Here is a 20238-nt window from a genome sequence, read left to right as displayed (position 1 = left end):
TGGTGTCTGCGTCACAGTAGCGTTTGAGTCGTAGCGGTCGAACCCAAAAAAGTTTTGACTAGCACAGCATATAGCTTTAAACCTTTCACAAATGCGACATGAATTTGCGGCGTTTCGTCGTCAAATTTGTGAGCGTCTGTGTCGGCATGTACAATGACCTCCCTTTTGCCCCCGCAAAGCTGGCGTACGTTCAGCGTGGAGTGCAAGCGGTTGAATTGAAAAGAAATTTGCCTCGATAAGAGGCAGCCTGGTGAGAAAGTGTCTATGAAAGCAGGTCTGTACCAACCAGATGAATTCAAGGATAACTGTGGTTTTGGCCTGATAGCCCATATGCAGGGCGAGCCCAGCCATACCCTTTTACAAACGGCCATTGAGGCCCTGACCTGCATGACCCACCGTGGTGGGATCAACGCCGACGGCAAGACCGGCGACGGCTGTGGCTTGCTGATTCAAAAGCCTGATGAGTTCCTGCGTGCCATTGCCCAGGAAACGTTTGGCGTCACCCTGCCCAAGCAGTACGCCGTGGGCATGGTGTTCTTCAACCAGGACCCGGTGAAGGCCCAGGCCGCTCGCGAGAACATGGACCGCGAGATCCTGGCCGCCGGCCTGCAGCTCGTCGGCTGGCGCAAAGTGCCGATCGATACCAGTGTTCTCGGTAGCCTGGCCCTGGCGCGCCTGCCGCAGATCGAACAGGTGTTCATCGCCGGCGAAGGCCTGAGCGATCAGGAAATGGCGATCAAGCTGTTCAGTTCCCGTCGTCGCTCGTCCGTGGCCAATGCCGCCGACACCGACCACTACATTTGCAGCTTTTCCAACAAGACCATCATCTATAAAGGCCTGATGATGCCGGCGGACCTCACCGCCTTCTATCCAGACCTGAGCGACGAGCGCCTGAAGACCGCGATCTGCGTGTTCCACCAGCGCTTCTCCACCAATACCCTGCCGAAATGGCCGTTGGCCCAGCCATTCCGTTTCCTCGCCCACAACGGCGAGATCAACACCATCACCGGCAACCGCAACTGGGCCCTGGCCCGTCGCACCAAGTTCGCCAACGACCTGATGCCGGACCTCGAAGAGCTCGGCCCGCTGGTCAACCGCGTGGGCTCGGACTCTTCGAGCATGGACAACATGCTCGAACTGATGGTGACCGGTGGCATCGACCTGTTCCGTGGCGTGCGCATGCTGGTTCCGCCGGCGTGGCAGAACGTCGAGACCATGGACCCGGACCTGCGGGCGTTCTACGAATACAACTCCATGCACATGGAGCCGTGGGACGGCCCGGCCGGTATCGTCATGACCGACGGCCGCTACGCCGTGTGTCTGCTGGACCGTAACGGTCTGCGCCCGGCGCGCTGGGTCACCACCACCAACGGTTTCATCACCCTGGCTTCGGAAATCGGCGTCTGGAACTACCAGCCCGAAGACGTCATCGCCAAGGGCCGCGTAGGCCCGGGCCAGATCTTTGCCGTGGACACCGAAACCGGCCAGATCCTTGACACCGATGCCATCGACAACCGCCTCAAGTCCCGTCATCCATACAAGCAATGGCTGCGCAAGAATGCCCTGCGTATCCAGGCGACCATGGAAGACAACGACCACGGCTCGGCTTTCTACGACGTCGACCAGCTCAAGCAGTACATGAAGATGTACCAGGTGACGTTCGAAGAGCGTGACCAGGTGCTGCGTCCGTTGGGCGAGCAGGGCTACGAAGCGGTCGGCTCCATGGGCGACGACACGCCGATGGCTGTGCTGTCGCAGCGCGTGCGCACGCCATACGACTATTTCCGTCAGCAGTTCGCCCAGGTGACCAACCCGCCAATCGACCCGCTGCGCGAAGCGATCGTGATGTCGTTGGAAATCTGTCTGGGCGCCGAGCGCAACATTTTCCAGGAGTCGCCGGAGCACGCCTCGCGGGTGATCCTCAGCTCGCCGGTCATTTCCCCGGCCAAGTGGCGCTCGCTGACCAACCTCGACCGTCCGGGGTTCGCGCGTCAGGTCATCGACCTGAACTACGACGAAAGCGTCGGCCTGGAAGCGGCCATCCGCAATGTGGCCGATCAGGCTGAAGAAGCCGCGCGCGCCGGGCGTACCCAGATCGTGCTCAGCGACCGTCACATCGCGCCGGGCAAGTTGCCGATCCACGCGTCGCTGGCCACCGGTGCGGTGCACCATCGCCTGACCGAAAAAGGTCTGCGCTGCGATTCCAACATCCTTGTCGAAACCGCTACCGCCCGTGATCCGCATCATTTCGCGGTGCTGATCGGTTTCGGTGCCTCGGCGGTGTATCCGTTCCTGGCCTACGAAGTGCTCGGCGACCTGATCCGTACCGGTGAAGTGCTGGGCGATCTCTACGAGGTGTTCAAGAACTACCGCAGGGGCATCACCAAGGGCCTGCTCAAGATCCTCTCGAAGATGGGCATCTCGACCATCGCCTCGTATCGCGGTGCGCAACTGTTCGAGGCCATCGGCCTGTCCGAAGAAGTCTGCGAGCTGAGCTTCCGTGGCGTGCCGAGCCGCATCAAGGGTGCGCGTTTCGTCGACATCGAAGCCGAACAGAAAGCCCTGGCCGCCGAAGCCTGGAGTCCGCGCAAGCCGATCCAGCAAGGCGGCCTGTTGAAGTTCGTCCATGGCGGCGAATACCACGCCTACAACCCGGACGTGGTGAATACCCTGCAAGCCGCCGTGCAGCAGGGCGACTACGGCAAGTTCAAGGAATATACGGCACTGGTGGACAACCGCCCGGTGTCGATGATCCGCGACCTGCTCAAGGTCAAGACCCTGGACACGCCGCTGGACATCAGCGAAGTGGAACCCCTGGAATCGGTGCTCAAGCGCTTCGACTCCGCCGGTATTTCCCTGGGCGCCTTGTCCCCGGAAGCCCACGAAGCCCTGGCCGAAGCCATGAACCGCCTCGGTGCGCGTTCCAACTCCGGCGAAGGTGGCGAAGATCCGGCGCGCTACGGCACCATCAAGAGCTCGAAAATCAAGCAGGTGGCCACGGGCCGCTTCGGTGTGACGCCGGAGTACCTGGTCAACGCCGAGGTGCTGCAGATCAAGGTTGCCCAGGGCGCCAAGCCCGGTGAAGGCGGCCAACTGCCCGGCGGCAAGGTCAACGGCCTGATCGCCAAGCTGCGCTACGCGGTTCCCGGCGTGACCCTGATTTCGCCACCGCCCCATCACGACATCTACTCGATCGAAGACTTGTCGCAACTGATCTTCGACCTCAAGCAGGTGAACCCGAAGGCACTGGTTTCGGTGAAGCTGGTCGCAGAGGCTGGCGTCGGCACCATCGCCGCCGGTGTGGCCAAGGCCTATGCTGACCTGATCACCATCTCCGGCTACGACGGCGGCACCGGTGCATCGCCGCTGACCTCGATCAAGTACGCCGGTGCGCCCTGGGAACTGGGCCTGGCTGAAACCCACCAGACCCTGCGCGGCAACGACTTGCGCGGCAAGGTCCGGGTGCAGACCGACGGTGGCCTGAAAACCGGCCTCGACGTGATCAAGGCGGCCATTCTGGGCGCCGAGAGCTTCGGTTTCGGCACCGCGCCGATGATCGCCCTGGGTTGCAAATACCTGCGCATCTGCCACCTGAACAACTGCGCCACCGGCGTGGCGACCCAGAACGAGAAGCTGCGCAAGGACCACTACATCGGTACTGTCGACATGGTGGTGAACTTCTTCACCTACGTGGCCGAAGAAACCCGTGAATGGCTGGCGAAACTGGGCGTGCGCTCGCTCGAAGCGCTGATCGGCCGTACCGATCTGCTGGACGTGATCGAGGGCCAGACCGCCAAGCAGCATCACCTGGACCTGACCCCGTTGCTGGGTAGCGATCTGATTCCGGCAGACAAGCCACAGTTCTGCCAGGTCGATCGCAACCCGCCGTTCGACAAGGGTGAGCTGGCCGAGAAGATGGTCGACATGGCCGCTTCAGCGATCAACGACCTGAGCGGGGCCGATTTCAGCCTGGATATCTGCAACTGCGACCGTTCCATCGGTGCGCGGATCTCCGGCGAAATCGCCCGCAAGCACGGCAACCAGGGCATGGCCCAGGCGCCGATCACGTTCCGCTTCAAGGGAACTGCCGGCCAGAGCTTTGGCGTCTGGAACGCTGGCGGCCTGAACATGTACCTGGAAGGCGATGCCAACGACTACGTGGGCAAAGGCATGACCGGCGGCAAGCTGGTCATCGTTCCGCCTAAGGGCAGCGTCTACAGGACCCAGGACAGTGCCATCATCGGCAACACCTGCCTCTACGGCGCCACGGGCGGCAAGCTGTTCGCCGCCGGCACCGCGGGCGAGCGTTTTGCCGTGCGTAACTCCGGGGCCCACACCGTGGTGGAAGGCACCGGGGATCACTGCTGCGAATACATGACCGGTGGTTTCGTCTGCGTATTGGGCAAGACCGGCTACAACTTCGGCTCTGGCATGACCGGTGGTTTCGCCTACGTGCTCGACCAGGACAACAGCTTCGTTGACCGGGTCAACCACGAGCTGGTGGAAATCCAGCGGATCAGCGGCGAGGCGATGGAAGCCTACCGCAGCCACCTGCAACGCGTGCTGAACGAGTACGTCGAGGAAACCGACAGCGAGTGGGGTCGTGAACTCGCGGAAAACCTCGATGACTACGTGCGTCGTTTCTGGCTGGTCAAGCCGAAGGCTGCCAACCTGAAGTCGTTGCTTTCCAGCACTCGTGCCAACCCGCAGTGATATGCGCCTGAAGAGTTTGATGAGGTTTTAACAATGGCTGAACGTCTGAATAACGACTTCCAGTTCATCGATGTCGGGCGCAAGGATCCGAAGAAGAAACTGTTGCGTCAACGCAAGAAAGAGTTCGTCGAGATCTACGAACCGTTCAAACCCCAGCAGTCGGCCGACCAGGCCCACCGCTGCCTGGGTTGCGGTAACCCGTACTGCGAATGGAAGTGCCCGGTGCACAACTTCATTCCCAACTGGCTGAAGCTGGTGGCCGAGGGCAACATCCTCCAGGCCGCCGAGCTGTCTCACCAGACCAATACCCTGCCGGAAGTCTGCGGCCGGGTCTGCCCGCAGGATCGCCTGTGCGAAGGCGCCTGCACCCTGAACGACGGTTTTGGCGCAGTGACCATCGGTTCGGTGGAGAAGTACATCACCGACACCGCGTTCGCCATGGGCTGGCGCCCGGACATGTCCAAGGTCAAGCCGACCGGCAAGCGGGTTGCCATCATCGGTGCCGGCCCGGCGGGCCTGGGCTGCGCCGACGTACTGGTGCGCGGCGGGGTGACCCCGGTGGTGTTCGACAAGAACCCGGAAATCGGTGGCCTGCTGACTTTCGGCATCCCCGAGTTCAAGTTGGAAAAGACCGTGCTGAGCAATCGTCGCGAAGTCTTCACCGGCATGGGCATCGAGTTCCGCCTGAACACCGAGGTGGGCAGGGACGTGACCATGGAGCAACTGCTCGAAGAATACGATGCCGTATTCATGGGCATGGGCACCTACACCTACATGAAGGGCGGCTTTGCCGGTGAGGATCTGCCGGGTGTTTACGACGCCCTGGATTTCCTGATCGCCAACGTCAATCGCAACCTGGGTTTTGAAAAGTCGCCGGAAGATTTCGTCGACATGAAGGGCAAGAAGGTGGTGGTGCTCGGCGGTGGCGACACGGCGATGGACTGCAACCGCACCTCGATCCGCCAGGGCGCCAAGTCGGTGACCTGTGCCTACCGTCGTGACGAAGCCAACATGCCCGGTTCGCGTAAAGAGGTGAAGAACGCCAAGGAAGAAGGCGTGAAGTTCCTCTACAACCGCCAGCCGATTGCCATCGTGGGTGAAGACAAGGTTGAAGGCGTGAAAGTGGTCGAGACCCGTCTCGGCGAGCCGGACGCCCGTGGCCGCCGCAGTCCCGAGCCGATTCCAGGCTCCGAAGAGATCATCCCGGCCGACGCCGTGGTCATCGCCTTCGGCTTCCGTCCAAGCCCGGCGCCCTGGTTCGAGCAGTTCAGCATCCAGACCGACAGCCAGGGCCGCGTCGTGGCCCCGGAACAAGGCCAGTACAAGCACCAGACCAGTAACCCGAAGATCTTCGCCGGTGGCGACATGGTCCGCGGTTCCGACCTGGTGGTGACGGCGATCTTCGAAGGCCGCAATGCGGCTGAAGGGATCCTGGATTATCTGCAAGTCTGACCAGGCGACACACAACCCTGTGGGAGCAAGCTTTTGTGGGAGCAAAGCTTGCTCGCGATCCAGGCGCCGCGTACTCAAGAGACCGCGGTGTTCTCATCGCGGGCAAGCCTTGCTCCCACAAAAGCTGCTTCCACAGTTGTTTTGTGGCGTTGCTGGATTTATGCGGCACCGCGACAAATTGCCCCGATAGATAAAAGGCACGGCTCTTGCCGTGCCTTTTGCGTCGAGCTCTGAGAAAATGCCCGCACTTTTTTTCCGGATGCCGACATGACTGCCCTGAAGAACGACCGTTTCCTTCGCGCCCTGCTCAAGCAACCCGTAGACGTTACCCCGGTATGGATGATGCGCCAGGCCGGCCGCTACCTGCCGGAGTACCGCGCCAGTCGCGCCAAGGCCGGCGACTTCATGAGCCTGTGCATGAACCCCCAGTTCGCCTGCGAAGTGACGATGCAGCCGCTGGATCGCTACCCGCAACTTGACGCGGCCATCCTGTTCTCCGACATCCTCACCATTCCCGATGCCATGGGCCAGGGTCTGTACTTCGAGACCGGCGAAGGTCCGCGCTTCAAGAAGGTCGTCAGCACCCTGGCCGACATCGAAGCGCTGCCGATTCCCGACCCGCAGAAAGACCTGGGCTACGTCATGGACGCGGTCAGCACCATCCGCCGCGAGCTCAACGGCCGCGTGCCGCTGATCGGTTTCTCCGGTAGCCCGTGGACGCTGGCCACCTATATGGTCGAAGGTGGCTCGTCGAAGGACTTCCGCAAGACCAAGGCCATGCTCTACGACAACCCGCAAGCCATGCACCTGTTGCTGGACAAGCTGGCGCAGTCGGTGACGGCCTACCTCAACGGTCAGATCATGGCCGGTGCGCAAGCGGTGCAGATCTTCGATACCTGGGGCGGCAACCTGTCGGCGGCGGCGTACCAGGAGTTTTCCCTGGCCTACATGCGCAAGATTGTCAGCGGCCTGATCCGTGAACATGACGGGCGCCAGGTCCCGGTGATTCTGTTCACCAAGAACGGCGGCCTGTGGCTGGAAAGCATCGCCGATGCCGGTGCTGATGCCCTGGGCCTGGACTGGACCTGCGACATTGGCAACGCCCGCGAACGGGTCGGTCATAAGGTCGCGCTGCAAGGCAACATGGACCCGACCGTGCTCTACGCCAAACCCGAAGCCATCCGTACTGAAGTCGGGCGTATCCTCGCCAGCTATGGCAAGGGCAGCGGCCATGTGTTCAACCTCGGCCATGGCATTACCCCGGAAGTCGATCCGGAACATGCCGGTGCATTCCTGCGGGCGGTGCATGAGTTGTCGGCGCAATATCACGACTAGGGCCTACGCGGATCCCACTAAAGCAGCCTGTCCGACCCCGCGTCGGACAGGCTTTTTTGTGTGCGCTGTTTATCTTTTCAACATCAACTAACCGGTTGTTTGGGCAGGCGTGTTTGTTGTTTATGTCGGCTAATGTCTTATGTGTAAGAAATTTCTTTCGTCATGTAAGAAAAATGGATTCAGAGATCCTTCCTTCTACCTAGAGAGATTTACCCTACATAGCAAATTTTAAGTTTTCGATAAGGTTCGGCGCTTGAGAGGTACGGCGCCGAGCACTCCTGCGTGCCTTTCAAGATGACGGTGATACGTCTTCCCCAATCTCGAATGACTAGCCTGGAACTTATATGAAAAACAACTTCAACAAGAGCACAGTATTGACGGGGTGTGCTTCCTCCTTAGTTCTCTTGTCGACCTTGATGGTGTCCCAGGGAACGCTTGCCCATGGCTTCCTTGAAGTACCGCCTTCGCGCGCTCTGTTGTGCCAGAGAGGTGAAAACAAGAATTGCGGTGGCGCGCAATTCGAGCCCCAGAGCACGGGTGAAACCTTCAAGGGGTTCCCCAACGGAGCGGGTGGTGCTCCCCTGCAAGGGCCCTTCGACGGAAAAATTGCCAGCGGTGGGCATCCGCTGTTTTCCGCCCTTGATGCGCAGTCGGCCACGCGCTGGCAACTGACCGAGATCCGCGACCGCAACATCGCCTTCCAATGGCAATACACCGCCGTGCACCCGGCGACCCGGCATGAGTACTTCATTACCCGCGATGGCTGGAACCCGAACGAAGCGCTCAAGCGTGCTTCGTTCGACAGTACGCCGTTCTGCACCGTGGATGGCGGCAACCAGACCCCGAAACCGGGTGCCAGGCACAACTGCGTCATACCCGACAGCAAGACGGGACATCATGTGATCCTGGCGGTCTGGACGGTGGGTGACACCGACAATGCGTTCTACGACCCGGCGGATGTGAACATCCTGGCTGAAGCCGCGCTGCCGGGCGGTTGGTCGCCGGTGGGCAGTATTGCGTCGTCGACCCCGTTGCTGGTGGGGGACAAGGTCAAGGCGCGGGCGTTCTCCGCCACCGGCGAAAATCACCCCTACAGCGTGACTGTCGGCATTGACTCCGCCGAGGAAGGCAGGCCTGAGAACTGGTCGTTCAAACTGGCCGAAGCCATCAACAAGGCCCATCCCCTGATTCGCGCAGGTATTCGCGACGATGAGGGCAATATCACCCCGGTCCGCGGCAGCAACAACCTCTATGCCCAGAAAGAAAGCGGCGTGAGCCGGTATGAAGTGCAACTGGACATGCAGGAAGACGCTGGCGCGAGCATGACGATTGCTTCCCTGCAGCCGGAATATGTACTCGACAAGGGTCGCGTCAACATGACGTTCGCGGCGCAGACGAACCGCCGGATGAACCTTGAAGCCACATTGCTCGATGAGAAGAACAAGCCGGTCGGTGTCGTGAGCCAATCCGCAGGTGAAGGCAATATCGGGCTGAGCATGGACGTGCGCAGTGCCCCGGGCGCCCACACCCTGGCGCTGGTAGGCACCACTGAGGACGGGCGGACCACTCGCCAGGACACTCGCAGTGTCAACCTGACCGGTGAGGGCGCAGACGTCGAATACGACTTCGTGTTCCCTGAAAACCTCGGTGAATACAGCGCCGGTACGAAGGTGTTGCAGCCCAAGACCAACGAGGTCTTCGAGTGCAAGCCGTTCCCCGCGTCCGGCTATTGCAAGCAATACAGCCCGACGGCGAATGGCTTCGAGCCCGGTGTCGGTGCTTCCTGGCAAAGCGCCTGGGACAAGTTGTAAGTCCTGAGAGGACGGCGCCAGGCAATCCGTAGGGGTTGCCCGGCGTCTTCAAGCGAGAGCGCGGTGATGCATTCAAATTACTCCTTCGCACGGCACGTGGTGTGGCTCGTGCCGCTGCTGCATGGCGTATTTCTGGCCGGGCAGGAGTCGCGTTTTCGCCAGGCATTGGGCCGTGAAGTGCCGGTGGTTGCCGAGTCGCCGGCCGCTCCGGTTGACCGCTCGCCCAACGTCCAGGCCGTGGCGACCGTGCTCGGCCTCACACCCGCAGGCGCCCACGCGCCCAGCGCCGAGCCGATGACCTTGCAAGCCAGTTTTGTCGTCGCCCAGGGCCTGTCGCGGGCGTTGCTGGCTGACGCTGCGGGTGCGCGCATTTACCGGGTGGGCGAGCGTTTGCCCAGTGGCAGCGTGCTGCGCCGGGTGGAAGCCGATCATGTGACGTTGTGGCGCAACGGGCGTGAAGAACGGCTGGCCCTGAAGCAAGAGGCAAAGCCCTGGCTGCACCGGGTGGGGCGCGAAGATGAGCGCCCTGCAACAGCCCATTCCTCGCAATACATACGCCCGGTGGCCGGGCATTCAGAGTGATCGAATTCATGAACAGCGTTATCCGCAGCCGTGTATCCCACGCCTTGCTCTGTCTTTCCGTGTCCTGCCCACTGATGTTTGCCGACATGGCACGGGCCGAGGAGGCGCGTTGGCAACTGGCGATGAACAATGCCGAGTTGCGTGACGTGGTCGAAGAGATATCCGCGATCCTGGGCAAGACCGTGGTGCTCGATCCCAGGGTGTCGGGGCGGATCTCCGTCATGTCCCGCGAGGCGTTGGATCGTGAAGGCGTGCGTCGGTTGTTCTATTCGGTACTCGATGCCCACAACTTCACCGTGATCGATGAAGGCGAGCGGATCCTGATCACCCCGGTCGCCGATGCCAGGACCCGGGCCGGCGCCGGCGAGACCAGGGACCCAGCGCCATCACAGTTCGTAACCCGGGTCATCGACTTGCAGTCGAGCATTGCCGCTGATGTTGCAGGACTGATCCGCCCCCTGGTATCGAGTGGTGGCTACATCGGGCCTTCGGTTTCCTCCAACGCGCTGGTGGTGACCGACACGGCCGCCAATGTGCAGCGCATCAGCCGGGTCGCGCAACAGCTGGACTCGGGACACAACCGCAATCATGTGGTGGTGCAGTTGCGTCATGCCAGGGCCGGGGATATCGCGTCGATCCTGGAAGCATCCGGCAGCAAGCGCGAGGGCGACACTGCAGGCTCGGTGATCGCCGACACGCGGGGCAATCGCCTGGTGATCATCGGCGCACCGCGGGTGCGCCAACGCCTGGCCGAACTGGCCCGGACCCTGGACGTTCCGGCCTCCGCGGCCGAGGACAATGCACGGGTCATCCGCTTGCGCCACAGCGATGCCAAGCAACTGGCCGAGGTGCTGGAAGGCGTCGGGCAAGACAAGAAGGCCCCAGCGGCCCAGGCCGGCCTGCGAGAAAGCGCTTCCGCCAACACGTTCATGATCAAGGCCGACGAAAGCCAGAATGCCCTGGTGTTGGTCGCCGAGCCGGCCCAGGTCCGCACCATCGAGAATATCGTCCGGGAGCTGGACCAGCCCCGGGCCCAGGTGCTCATCCACGCCGCCATCGTTGAAATTTCCGGAGACATTGCCGAAGCGCTGGGGGTGCAGTGGGGGATCAAGAGTGGCAGCGCGGCGGGGGTCATCAGTTTTTCGGGAACCAACACGCCGATCATCGGCGAGCTGAACCCCAAGGACGTCGATGGCGTGCTCCTGCGGTTGGGCGGCGATCGCTTCAGTGCACTGATCTCGGCCCTGGCGAGCAATACCCGCAGCAACCTGCTCTCCACTCCCAGCCTGCTGACTCTGGATAACCAGGAAGCGGAGATCATTGTCGGCAAGAACGTGCCGTTCAAGACCGGCTCCTACGCCACCAACAGCAGCGGCGCGGACAATCCCTTTACCACGGTGGAGCGCAAGGACGTCGGCATCAGCCTCAAGATCAAGCCCTACATCAACCAGGGTTCCTCCTTGCGCCTTGAGGTCCAGCAGGAAGTCTCGGACATTGCCCCGTCTGTTGCCGGCGTGGATTCCTCGGACCTGATCACCAACAAGCGTGCCCTGAAGAGCACGATCCTGGCGGACGACGGCGAGATCATCGTGATCGGCGGCCTGATCCGCGACGATGTCCGTTCCCAGGAAAGCGGTGTGCCGCTGTTACGCAGCATTCCGTACCTGGGCGCACTGTTTCGCTGGACCCGCGACACCCAGACCAAGAGCAACCTGATGGTGTTCCTGCGGCCCACCATCGTGCGCGGCAAGGAAGACCTGGCGGATGTCAGCCGCCAGCGCTACGACGCGCTCCGGGAGCTGAGCAAGCCGGGCTCGCGGCAGAACAATTCGCTGTTGCTGCCGCGAGACGCTCGCCAGTTGTTCGAGCCTTCCCTGGAGGCGTCGTCGGCAGATCCGTTGCCGCAGAATCGAGGTGACCTGTGAACGAGTCCCTGGCCCCGTTGCCCTTCGGTTTTGCCCGGCGCCACGGCGTGCTGCTGGACGGCGAAGGGGCTGCCGTGAGCCTGGTGATGCGCTGTGATGCGCCGCTGACTGCGCTGGCGGAGGTTCGTCGCCTATGTGGCCGGGAACTGCCGATCCAGGTGCTGGAGCCGGCGCAATTCGCGACGCGTCTGGCCTGTGTCTATCGCCAGGGCCAGAGCGCTGCCGAACAGGTGGCTCAAGGGCTGGACGAGGAACTGGACTTGCTCAGCCTGGCCGATCAACTGCCACAGACCGCCGACTTGCTGGAGCAGCAGGGCGATGCGCCGATCATCCGGTTGATCAACGCGTTGCTCAGCGAAGCGGTGCGCGAACAGGCGTCGGACGTGCACCTGGAAACGTACGAGCAATACCTGTCGGTCCGCATGCGGGTCGACGGCCAACTGCGGGAAATGCTGCGTCCACGCCGTGAGCTGGCCAGCCTGCTGGTATCGCGGATCAAGGTCATGGCACACCTGGATATCGCTGAAAAACGAGTCCCCCAAGACGGTCGGATGGCGTTGCGGCTGGCCGGGCATGAGGTCGATGTACGGGTCTCGACCCTGCCGTCGGCCCATGGCGAGCGAGTGGTGTTGCGCCTGCTCGACAAGCAGGCCGGACGCCTGGATCTGCCGCGCCTGGGCCTGCCGGACGACACCCTGGCGAGCCTGCGTCGGTTGCTCGCCAAACCCCACGGTATCGTGTTGGTGACCGGCCCCACGGGCTCGGGGAAAACCACCAGCCTGTACGCGGCGCTCAGCAGCCTCAACGACCAGAGCCGCAACATCCTCACCGTCGAAGACCCGATCGAATATCACTTGCCGGGCATCGGCCAGATGCCGGTCAACCCGAAGGTCGACATGACCTTCGCCCGTGGCTTGCGAGCCATTTTGCGCCAGGACCCGGACGTGGTGATGGTGGGCGAGATCCGTGATCGCGAGACGGCGGAAATCGCAGTCCAGGCCTCCCTGACCGGTCACCTGGTGTTGTCGACCCTGCATACCAACAGCGCCGTCGGCGCGATCACGCGGTTGGTGGACATGGGCGTGGATGCCTATCTGCTGGCCTCGTCCCTGGCCGGCATCGTCGCGCAAAGGTTGTTGCGGGCCCTGTGTCCGTCCTGCAAGACCTCCTATGTAGCCGACGCCGCCACCTGTCGGCGGCTCGGGCTCGAGGCCGATGTCGGGCCCCGGCTGTTCAGGGCCCGGGGGTGCGATGAATGCCAGGCAGGTTACCGCGGGCGTTTCGGTATTTATGAGCTGGTCAGTGTCAGCAGCCCGCTGTCGCAACTGATTCATCAGGGGGCTACTGAACAGGCGCTGGCGTTCGAGGCGCGCAAGACCTCCCGCAGCCTGTTCCAGGACGGGCGTCAGCGGGTCCTGGAAGGCCTGACCAGTGTCGATGAACTGCTGCGCATCACCCAGGAGGATTAGTGCGATGCCGACTTTCGACTATCGGGCCGAAGACGCCCAAGGGCGGCGCTGCAAGGGGCGCGTGGAGGCCGACAGCGCCCGTCATGCCCGTCAGTTATTGCGCGAACGCGGATTGCTGCCTTGGGAGCTGCGCGAGGGCGAGGCGCAAGCCACCCTGGGTGCCCGCTTCGTCGGGGGGCGCCTGAGTCCGGCCGACCTGGCGTTGTTGACGTTGCAGCTCTCCACGCTGATCCAGGCTGGGCTCCCCCTCGAAGAATCCCTGCGGGCCGTGGCGCAACAGAGCCAGAAACGTCGCGTCGTCCACCTGCTGTCAGCGGTGCGCACTCGGGTCATGGAAGGTCACGCGTTGGCCACGGCACTGAAAGCGTTTCCCCAGGCATTTCCCGAACTGTTCTGCGCCACCGTCGCGGCGGGCGAACAGTCCGGTCACCTTGGTCAGGTGCTGGAGCAACTGGCGACTTACACCCAGGCGCGTCAGGCGTCTCGTCAACGCATTCAATTGGCGCTGGTGTACCCGCTGATCCTGCTGCTGGCCTGCGTTGCGATTGTCGCTTTCCTGCTGGGCTATGTGGTGCCGGATGTGGTGAAGATTTTCATCGACAGTGGCCAGCGGTTGCCCTGGCTCACCCAGGCGCTGATCGCGGTGAGCGATGGGGTGCGCCGCTATGGGGCGCTGATGCTCGTGGTCCTGGCCGGTGGGCTCGGGCTGTGGCGCTGGAGCCTGCGCCAGCCGCTGTGGCGCCTGCGCTGGCATCGCCTGCTGCTCAGGCTGCCGCTATTGGGCGACGTTTTGCGGGCGATGGAAGCCGCCCGATTCGCCAGCACCCTGGCGATTCTGAGCCAAAGCGCCGTGCCCCTGGTCGAGGCCCTGCACATCGCCGCGCAGGTCATCGGCAACCTGACCATCCGTGCCCGCATGGCCGATGTTGCCCGTTCGGTGCGCGAGGGCGGAACCCTGACCCGAGGCCTGGAACTCGGCGGCGATATTCCGCCGCTGATGTTGCACATGATCGCCAGCGGTGAACGGGTCGGCGAACTGGACCGCATGCTGGCCCGTGCCGCCGAACAACAGGAGGCCAGCCTCGCGGCGCGGATTGCGCTGGTGGTGAGCCTTTTCGAACCGGCCATGTTGGTGGTGATGGGCGGCGTTGTGCTGCTGATCGTCATGGCCATTCTCCTGCCTATCTTGAGCCTCAACCAATTGGTGAATTGATCGATGAAACTACAAAGCAACCGGCCCGCACGCCTGCAACGCGGCTTTACGCTGATCGAAATCATGGTGGTGGTGGTCATCATCGGCGTGCTAGGCGCCATGGTGGTGCCGCAGTTCATGAGCCGTCCCGATCAAGCCAAGATCACGGCCGCCCGCACCGATATCCAGGCGATTTCCACGGCGCTGGAAATGTACCGGCTCGACAATTTCCATTACCCCTCGACCCGGCAGGGCCTCGATGCACTGAGTAAACGTCCGTCTGGCACACCTGCGGCAAGAAACTGGAACCCACAGGGCTATCTGAAAAGCCTGCCGATCGATCCCTGGGGCACGCCTTATCAGTACCTCAATCCTGGTCTCAAGACCGCCGATGGCAGCTACGACCTGTACTCGCTGGGTGCCGATGGCGAGCCGGGCGGCGACGGCACGGCGGCCGACATCGGCAACTGGGGCGAATGAGCATGGGCCGTCGCTGCAGGGGGTTCACGTTGCTTGAACTGATGGTCGTCATTGTCTTGATCGGGGTCTTGGTGGGTATGGTCAGCCTCGCCATCGGGCCGAGCCCGGCGCGTGAGGCCCGGCAGCAAGCCCAGGACTTCGTCCGTGTGGTGCAGCAGTTGCGCGAGCGGGCGGTGCTGGATGGGTTGGAATACGGTGTGCGGGTACAGCCTCGCGGCTATCAGGCCGTGCGACTCGACGTCGGCGATTGGACCGCGGTGGCGCCCATGCAGCGGTTACCTGAAGGCATCACGCTGGGGCTGGAGCAGGACGGTCATGCCTGGGTCCTCGACGAGACGCCAGGCGCACCGCAATTGCTGATGCTCAGCAGCGATGAGATCAGCCCGTTCAGGTTGCTGGTGAAAGTCGCCGGCCAGCGTATCGCGCGGGTGTCGAGCGATGGTCTGGCGGAGCTGTCGATTGATGAGTGAGTTGCGCAGACCGGCCGCTTGCAAGGGATTTACCTTGCTGGAGGTCATGATCGCCCTGACGATTTTTGCGACGGTGGCAGCGGCAGCGCTGTCGGCCAGCCAGTTCGTGCTCAGGCAAAGTGTCGCGCTCGAGGACCGCCTGTTCGGCGCCTGGCTGGCCGACAACCAGTTGAGCGAGCTGCGCCTGCAAGCCGCCGCTGCGCCGGGCCGCCAGCACCTGACCCGATCCATGGATCGTCGCGACTGGACCTTGCAACAGCGTATCGCCGCGGCCCGCGACCCGCGTCTGCTTCAAGTCGAGATCCAGGTCAGCCGCGCCGACGGCTCGTCCGCCCTACACCAAGTGACCGGGTGGATCCGCAACCGTCATGAATAGACAGTCGGGGTTCACCTTATTGGAACTGGTCATTGCCATCGCCCTCTTTGCGTTGCTCGGCCTCGCCGGTTGGCGGCTGTTCGACGCCGTCGTGCGTACTCAGCAAGGGGCCGGTCAGCATGAGCGGGAAATCAGGGCCTTGCAGCGTGCCGTGGGCGTGATCGAGCGCGATGCGTGGCAAGCCGTGGCCGGGTCTGTCGTGCTCGCGCCGGGGCACCTGCAATTGCAGCGCAGCCACTGGCGCAATCCACTGGACCAGCCCCGCAGCGAACGACAGACGGTGAGTTATCGGCTCGAAGGTGCAGCGTTGTGGCGCGACAGCTTTGGCGAGGGAACGGCCACCCTGCAGCGGCAGAAACTGCTCGATGATGTCCGCAGCCTGAGTTGGCGCCTGTTTGATTCGCAACGGGGTTGGCACGGCGAAGCCGCGGGCGACGGCTGGCCGCTGGCATTGGAACTGAACGTGTCGACGGGGCGCTTCGAACAGATCCGTCGGGTCCTGCTGTTGCCGGGAGCGTTGCCATGACGCATCAACGCGGGGTGGCATTGATCAGTATGCTGTTGGTGTTGAGCCTGGCGTTGTTGCTGGTCGGTGGAATGTTGCGCAGCCATCGCCTGTTGTTGCACAGCAGCGCGCAGCAGCTGCAACAGGTCCAATTGCGCCAATTGGGCCTGGCCGCCGAGGCCTGGGCGCGCGCCGTGCTGGAAGACAGCGTGGATACCCAGGCCGGGCCCGTCGACCTGAGCCAGGACTGGGCCCGGCTGGCGCTTGCCCTGGCGCTGGATGACACCGGAGTCGACGTTGATATCGAAGACCTGTCCGGGCGTCTGAACCTCAATCCATTGTTGGCCCGCGGGCAGATCGATCAAGTGACCTTGGGACGGTGGGCCCGGTTGCTCACCCTGCTGGATTTACCGGCGCTGTCGTTGCCCCAGGTCGGAGCCGTCCAGGAATTGAGTCAGTTGCGTCTGTTGCCCGGTATCGACGGTCAGACCCTGCAACGCCTGGAACCGTGGGTGGCAGTGCTGCCCATGGACGCGCAACTGAATATCAACACCGCACCGCAGCGTGTCCTGATGGCCTTGGACGGCATGAACGCCGGCGCTGCAGACGCCGTGATAGCGCGGCGTGCCGACACCCCCTACGCCAGTGTCCAGGCGTTCACTGGCGACCCATTGTTGTCCGGCCTGGGCCTGAGCAGCCATGGTCTGGGCGTGAGCAGCCGCTGGTTCCGGATCACCGTGAACGTGACTCAAGCGAACCGCCACCTGCGCTTGGCCTCGGACATCGAACGTGATCCGGTGACTGGACTCTGGAGTGTTCGCCAGCGCCGTTTTTTACCCATCAGCCCCAGTGAGCTTCCTTGATGAAAACCTGGCTTTACCTGACCGCCGAAGGCATGGGTGCCCCGTGCGCCAATTGGCGTTGCTGTGTGTGGTCGCCCTCGGGTGAACGCCGCTGCCTGCCTTTGCACGAAGCCGCTCGCGAGTTGAGCGGGCGGGTCGTCGATGTGCTGTTGCCGATGGAAATGTGCAGCTGGATGCGTAGCGATCCCTGGCCCTCTCGACGCCAACCCCGACCCCAGGCCCTGGCATTCGCTATCGAAGAGCAACTGAGCGAGAGCCTGGAGGCGCTGCACATCGGCATCGGTTTACGGGACCGTCAGCAGCGCTATCCGCTGCTGGTGATTCAGCGGGCCCGATTCCAGGCTCTGCTGGCGTTGCTCGACGCCCATGGCATTGATGCCCGGGCGATCCATGTCGATGCTGAGCTGATCGCTGAGGACAAGGCTTTCGGGGTGCGCTGGTTTGGTCGCTGGCTGCTGGGTGGAGCGCTACCGGCGCGGATGGCGCTGTCGGTCCAAGCCTTGGCAGCGCTTAAGCCGAATCTGTCCGGGGACATCCACTGGCTGGACGAGGCGACTGACCGCCCCGGCATCGACGAGTGGTTGCTGAGCACCGAGGGACATCCCATCAACCTGTTGCAGGGTGAATTCCGGCGGCGGCGTCAGCGTCTACCCTGGCGCGGTTCGGCGATGGCCGTGCTGGGCATGTTTGCGCTGACCTGGGCGTTCGATGAAGCCCGCATCGGCTTTCTGCACAATGAAACCCGACGCCTGTATGCGCAAGGCGAGCAGCAATTCAGGTCGCTCTATCCCGGGCAGGATCCCAGCGTTGACCTGGCGGCGCAGTTCCAGGCATTGCAGCAGCGTCGCGGTCAAAACCAGGTCACCCAGGTCGGTCGGCTGGCCCGCCTGACTGAACAGGTGGTTGGCGCCAGTCATGTCGAGGTGCAGCAGATCGAGTACCGAGAGCACGAAGGCTGGAAAATCCAACTGACCGCCAACAGCTTCATCGAGCTTGAGCAACTGCGTGAACGCGGGCAGCAAAACGGCCTGCCCATTACCTTGGGCAGCGCCAGCAAGCAGAACAACCGGGTACAGGCGACCCTCACCCTGGAGGACAGTTGATGAGTCTCAGTGGATGGACGCGCCTGAAGCAGGCCTGGGCAAGCATGTCTGGCCGCGAGCAACGGTTGTTGCTGGGCCTCGCCGGGGTAGTCCTGGTGGGGGTGGGTTATGCCTCGATCTGGCAACCTACCCGCCAACGCCTGGAGATAGCTGAGCGGCAGTATCGCCAACAGGCACAATTGAATGCACGGATCCAGCGCGCCGAACCCGACCGGGATACGAGCACCGCTCTGCGCCCGTTGTCGGTGCGGGTCAACGACAGTGCGACAGCGGCGGGCTTAGAAATAGTCGAGATGGAGATCGAGGGCGATTCGTTACGGCTCACCGTCACTGGCGATGCCAATCCGCTGCTCCATTGGCTGGATCGCCACGAACGGGACGGTGCGGCTGTGCGATCGTTGGCCTTGGAAGCGCGCGATGGGATGTTGGAAGCGCGGGTGGTGTTGCGTCAGTGATTAGCTGGACATGTGCCTGATGCCAGTCAGTTGGAAATCAAACGGCGCAAACCCTGTGGGAGCGAAGCTTGCTCGCGATGGGGCAGACCAACCGACATTGTTGCTGGCTGACTTACCGCAATCGCGAGCAAGCTTTACTCCCACAGGTGGTGTTCAGACCGGCATGTTTCCTGGCAACACCGGCAATTTCGCCAGTTTTACCGCCACCGACAACGCCACCAGCAGCAGCGCGCCAATGAACAGGCCGACACCGTTCCATCCACCCAGGTGCCAGGCCACGCCGCCGGCGGTGCCGGCCACGCTCGAACCGGCGTAATAGCTGAACAGATAAAGCGATGATGCCTGGCCCTTGGCGGTGAGGGCACGGCGGCCGATCCAACTGCTGGCGACCGAGTGGGCCCCGAAGAAGCCGAACGTGAAGACCAGCATGCCAGGGATCACCAGCGTCAGGGGCGTCGCCATGGTCAGTGCGAGACCGGCCAGCATCAAGGCAATGGTGGCCCAGAGCATCTTGCGTCGGCCGAGCTTGTCCGCCAGTGCGCCGACTTTGGCCGAGCTGTAGATGCCCGACAAGTACACCACCGACAGCAGGCCAACGAAGGCCTGATCCAGGTGATAAGGCTCGGCCAGCAGGCGGTAGCCGATGTAGTTGAACAGCGTCACGAAGGCGCCCATCAGCACGAAGGCTTCGAGAAACAGCAACGGCAAGCCAGCATCGCGAAAGTGCCGGGTGAAGCCGTCCAGCAAGCTGCGTGGATGCAGTGAGCGTGGGCGGAAATTGCGCGACTCGGGCAGGATCCTCCAGAACACCGCCGCGGCGATCAGGGCCAGGCCGCCAATCACCAGCATCGCGGTGTGCCAGCTGACAAAGTCGATCAGCACGCCGGTGATCAAGCGCCCGCACATGCCACCGATGGCGTTGCCGGCGATGTACAGTCCCATCGCCAGGCCGATGTGCTTGGGATGGATCTCTTCACTCAGGTAGGTCATCGCGACGGCGGCCAATCCGCTCAACGACAGCCCCACCAGGGCCCGGAGCAGCAGGACGCCATGCCAGGTCGGCATCATGGCGCTGGCCACGGTGCACAGTGCGGCGGCGAACAGTGCGGTGACCATCACCGACTTGCGGCCGATGCGGTCGGAAATCGGCCCGGTGATCAACAGGCCGACGGCGAGCAGGCCGGTCGCCACCGACAGGATCAGGCTGCTTTGCGCCGCATTGACGGAAAATTCCCTGGACAGCAATGGCATCATCGGCTGCACGCAATACAACAGGGCAAAGGTTGCGAAGCCACCGCAGAACAGCGCCAGTACCGTGCGCATGAACATCGGCGTGCCTTTTTCTATGTAGATGTCCTTCAATTCGGTAACGACGGCGTCCTGCACGCGGGAGGGGATTTCATGGGCCAGTGGCGCGACAGCAGTTTTCACGATGGACCTCGCAAGAGCACGATCAGGCAGGCAATGAAAAAAAGCATATAGCTGACTAACGTTTCTATCCAATATA

General features: G+C 62.7%; 16 protein-coding genes. 15 read left to right on the top strand and 1 reads right to left on the bottom strand.

Annotated elements, in window-relative coordinates; all coding sequences use genetic code 11:
• Positions 1 to 264: 264 nt before the first annotated feature.
• The 15 genes from gltB (at position 265) to ACODTO_RS11775 (ending at position 18731) form a co-directional block, all read left to right on the top strand.
• Complete coding sequence (gene gltB / locus ACODTO_RS11845) at positions 265 to 4713, top strand: glutamate synthase large subunit (protein ID WP_175361851.1); 4449 nt, start codon at positions 265 to 267, stop codon at positions 4711 to 4713.
• Between the two features lie 33 nt (positions 4714 to 4746).
• Positions 4747 to 6165 carry an FAD-dependent oxidoreductase gene (locus ACODTO_RS11840; protein WP_024779900.1) on the top strand — a complete coding sequence of 473 codons (1419 nt, stop codon included), beginning with the start codon at positions 4747 to 4749 and terminating at the stop codon, positions 6163 to 6165.
• A 267-nt stretch (positions 6166 to 6432) separates the two neighbouring features.
• Positions 6433 to 7500 carry a uroporphyrinogen decarboxylase gene (gene hemE, locus ACODTO_RS11835; RefSeq protein WP_139646520.1) on the top strand — a complete coding sequence of 356 codons (1068 nt, stop codon included), beginning with the start codon at positions 6433 to 6435 and terminating at the stop codon, positions 7498 to 7500.
• A gap of 344 nt (positions 7501 to 7844) precedes the next feature.
• On the top strand, positions 7845 to 9311 hold the full coding sequence (gbpA, locus tag ACODTO_RS11830; RefSeq protein WP_175384601.1) for an N-acetylglucosamine-binding protein GbpA: 1467 nt from the start codon (positions 7845 to 7847) through the stop codon (positions 9309 to 9311).
• Positions 9312 to 9377: 66 nt separating this feature from the next.
• Positions 9378 to 9893, top strand: a complete 516-nt coding sequence (locus tag ACODTO_RS11825; protein ID WP_489106468.1) for a type II secretion system protein N — start codon at positions 9378 to 9380, stop codon at positions 9891 to 9893.
• A gap of 8 nt (positions 9894 to 9901) precedes the next feature.
• The gene (gene gspD / locus ACODTO_RS11820; RefSeq protein WP_175384602.1) at positions 9902 to 11818 is read left to right on the top strand and encodes a type II secretion system secretin GspD; all 1917 of its coding nucleotides are present in this window, start codon (positions 9902 to 9904) and stop codon (positions 11816 to 11818) included.
• Positions 11815 to 13287 (top strand): type II secretion system ATPase GspE, encoded by a 1473-nt coding sequence (gspE, locus tag ACODTO_RS11815; protein ID WP_175384603.1) that lies wholly within the window; start codon positions 11815 to 11817, stop codon positions 13285 to 13287. Before gspD ends, gspE begins: the two co-directional genes overlap by 4 nt.
• 4 nt (positions 13288 to 13291) lie before the next feature.
• Positions 13292 to 14500 carry a type II secretion system inner membrane protein GspF gene (gene gspF / locus ACODTO_RS11810; protein WP_175384604.1) on the top strand — a complete coding sequence of 403 codons (1209 nt, stop codon included), beginning with the start codon at positions 13292 to 13294 and terminating at the stop codon, positions 14498 to 14500.
• Positions 14501 to 14503: 3 nt separating this feature from the next.
• On the top strand, positions 14504 to 14959 hold the full coding sequence (gene gspG, locus ACODTO_RS11805; protein WP_175384605.1) for a type II secretion system major pseudopilin GspG: 456 nt from the start codon (positions 14504 to 14506) through the stop codon (positions 14957 to 14959).
• Between the two features lie 2 nt (positions 14960 to 14961).
• Positions 14962 to 15429 carry a type II secretion system minor pseudopilin GspH gene (gene gspH, locus ACODTO_RS11800; RefSeq protein WP_139646532.1) on the top strand — a complete coding sequence of 156 codons (468 nt, stop codon included), beginning with the start codon at positions 14962 to 14964 and terminating at the stop codon, positions 15427 to 15429.
• A complete protein-coding gene (gspI, locus tag ACODTO_RS11795) occupies positions 15422 to 15805 on the top strand; it encodes a type II secretion system minor pseudopilin GspI (RefSeq protein ID WP_139646534.1) in 384 nt (127 codons plus the stop codon). The genes gspH and gspI overlap by 8 nt, the downstream gene beginning before the upstream one ends.
• Positions 15798 to 16331, top strand: coding sequence for a type II secretion system protein GspJ (locus ACODTO_RS11790; RefSeq protein ID WP_175384606.1), 534 nt, complete (start codon positions 15798 to 15800; stop codon positions 16329 to 16331). Before gspI ends, ACODTO_RS11790 begins: the two co-directional genes overlap by 8 nt.
• Positions 16328 to 17173 (top strand): type II secretion system protein GspK, encoded by an 846-nt coding sequence (locus tag ACODTO_RS11785; RefSeq protein WP_489106467.1) that lies wholly within the window; start codon positions 16328 to 16330, stop codon positions 17171 to 17173. Before ACODTO_RS11790 ends, ACODTO_RS11785 begins: the two co-directional genes overlap by 4 nt.
• Positions 17173 to 18276, top strand: coding sequence for a type II secretion system protein GspL (gspL, locus tag ACODTO_RS11780; protein WP_489106466.1), 1104 nt, complete (start codon positions 17173 to 17175; stop codon positions 18274 to 18276). The genes ACODTO_RS11785 and gspL overlap by 1 nt, the downstream gene beginning before the upstream one ends.
• Complete coding sequence (locus ACODTO_RS11775; RefSeq protein WP_139646542.1) at positions 18276 to 18731, top strand: type II secretion system protein M; 456 nt, start codon at positions 18276 to 18278, stop codon at positions 18729 to 18731. Before gspL ends, ACODTO_RS11775 begins: the two co-directional genes overlap by 1 nt.
• A gap of 153 nt (positions 18732 to 18884) precedes the next feature.
• Here the strand turns inward: ACODTO_RS11775 and ACODTO_RS11770 are convergent, their stop codons facing one another.
• Positions 18885 to 20162, bottom strand: a complete 1278-nt coding sequence (locus ACODTO_RS11770) for an MFS transporter (RefSeq protein WP_139646544.1) — start codon at positions 20160 to 20162, stop codon at positions 18885 to 18887.
• Between the last annotated feature and the right edge of the window lie 76 nt (positions 20163 to 20238).

Source organism: Pseudomonas sp. FG13, assembly GCF_057809755.1.
Note: the sequence above shows the minus strand (reverse complement) of the source record. Positions and strands in the feature narration are given on the sequence as shown.

Excerpts from the sequence above, each read along its gene's own strand:
- gltB (WP_175361851.1), top strand. The coding sequence starts at position 265 with ATGAAAGCAGGTCTGTACCAACCAGATGAATTCAAGGATAACTGTGGT.
- ACODTO_RS11840 (WP_024779900.1), top strand. The coding sequence starts at position 4,747 with ATGGCTGAACGTCTGAATAACGACTTCCAGTTCATCGATGTCGGGCGC.
- hemE (WP_139646520.1), top strand. The coding sequence starts at position 6,433 with ATGACTGCCCTGAAGAACGACCGTTTCCTTCGCGCCCTGCTCAAGCAA.
- gbpA (WP_175384601.1), top strand. The coding sequence starts at position 7,845 with ATGAAAAACAACTTCAACAAGAGCACAGTATTGACGGGGTGTGCTTCC.
- ACODTO_RS11825 (WP_489106468.1), top strand. The coding sequence starts at position 9,378 with ATGCATTCAAATTACTCCTTCGCACGGCACGTGGTGTGGCTCGTGCCG.
- gspD (WP_175384602.1), top strand. The coding sequence starts at position 9,902 with ATGAACAGCGTTATCCGCAGCCGTGTATCCCACGCCTTGCTCTGTCTT.
- gspF (WP_175384604.1), top strand. The coding sequence starts at position 13,292 with ATGCCGACTTTCGACTATCGGGCCGAAGACGCCCAAGGGCGGCGCTGC.
- gspG (WP_175384605.1), top strand. The coding sequence starts at position 14,504 with ATGAAACTACAAAGCAACCGGCCCGCACGCCTGCAACGCGGCTTTACG.
- gspH (WP_139646532.1), top strand. The coding sequence starts at position 14,962 with ATGGGCCGTCGCTGCAGGGGGTTCACGTTGCTTGAACTGATGGTCGTC.
- gspI (WP_139646534.1), top strand. The coding sequence starts at position 15,422 with ATGAGTGAGTTGCGCAGACCGGCCGCTTGCAAGGGATTTACCTTGCTG.
- ACODTO_RS11790 (WP_175384606.1), top strand. The coding sequence starts at position 15,798 with ATGAATAGACAGTCGGGGTTCACCTTATTGGAACTGGTCATTGCCATC.
- ACODTO_RS11785 (WP_489106467.1), top strand. The coding sequence starts at position 16,328 with ATGACGCATCAACGCGGGGTGGCATTGATCAGTATGCTGTTGGTGTTG.
- gspL (WP_489106466.1), top strand. The coding sequence starts at position 17,173 with ATGAAAACCTGGCTTTACCTGACCGCCGAAGGCATGGGTGCCCCGTGC.
- ACODTO_RS11775 (WP_139646542.1), top strand. The coding sequence starts at position 18,276 with ATGAGTCTCAGTGGATGGACGCGCCTGAAGCAGGCCTGGGCAAGCATG.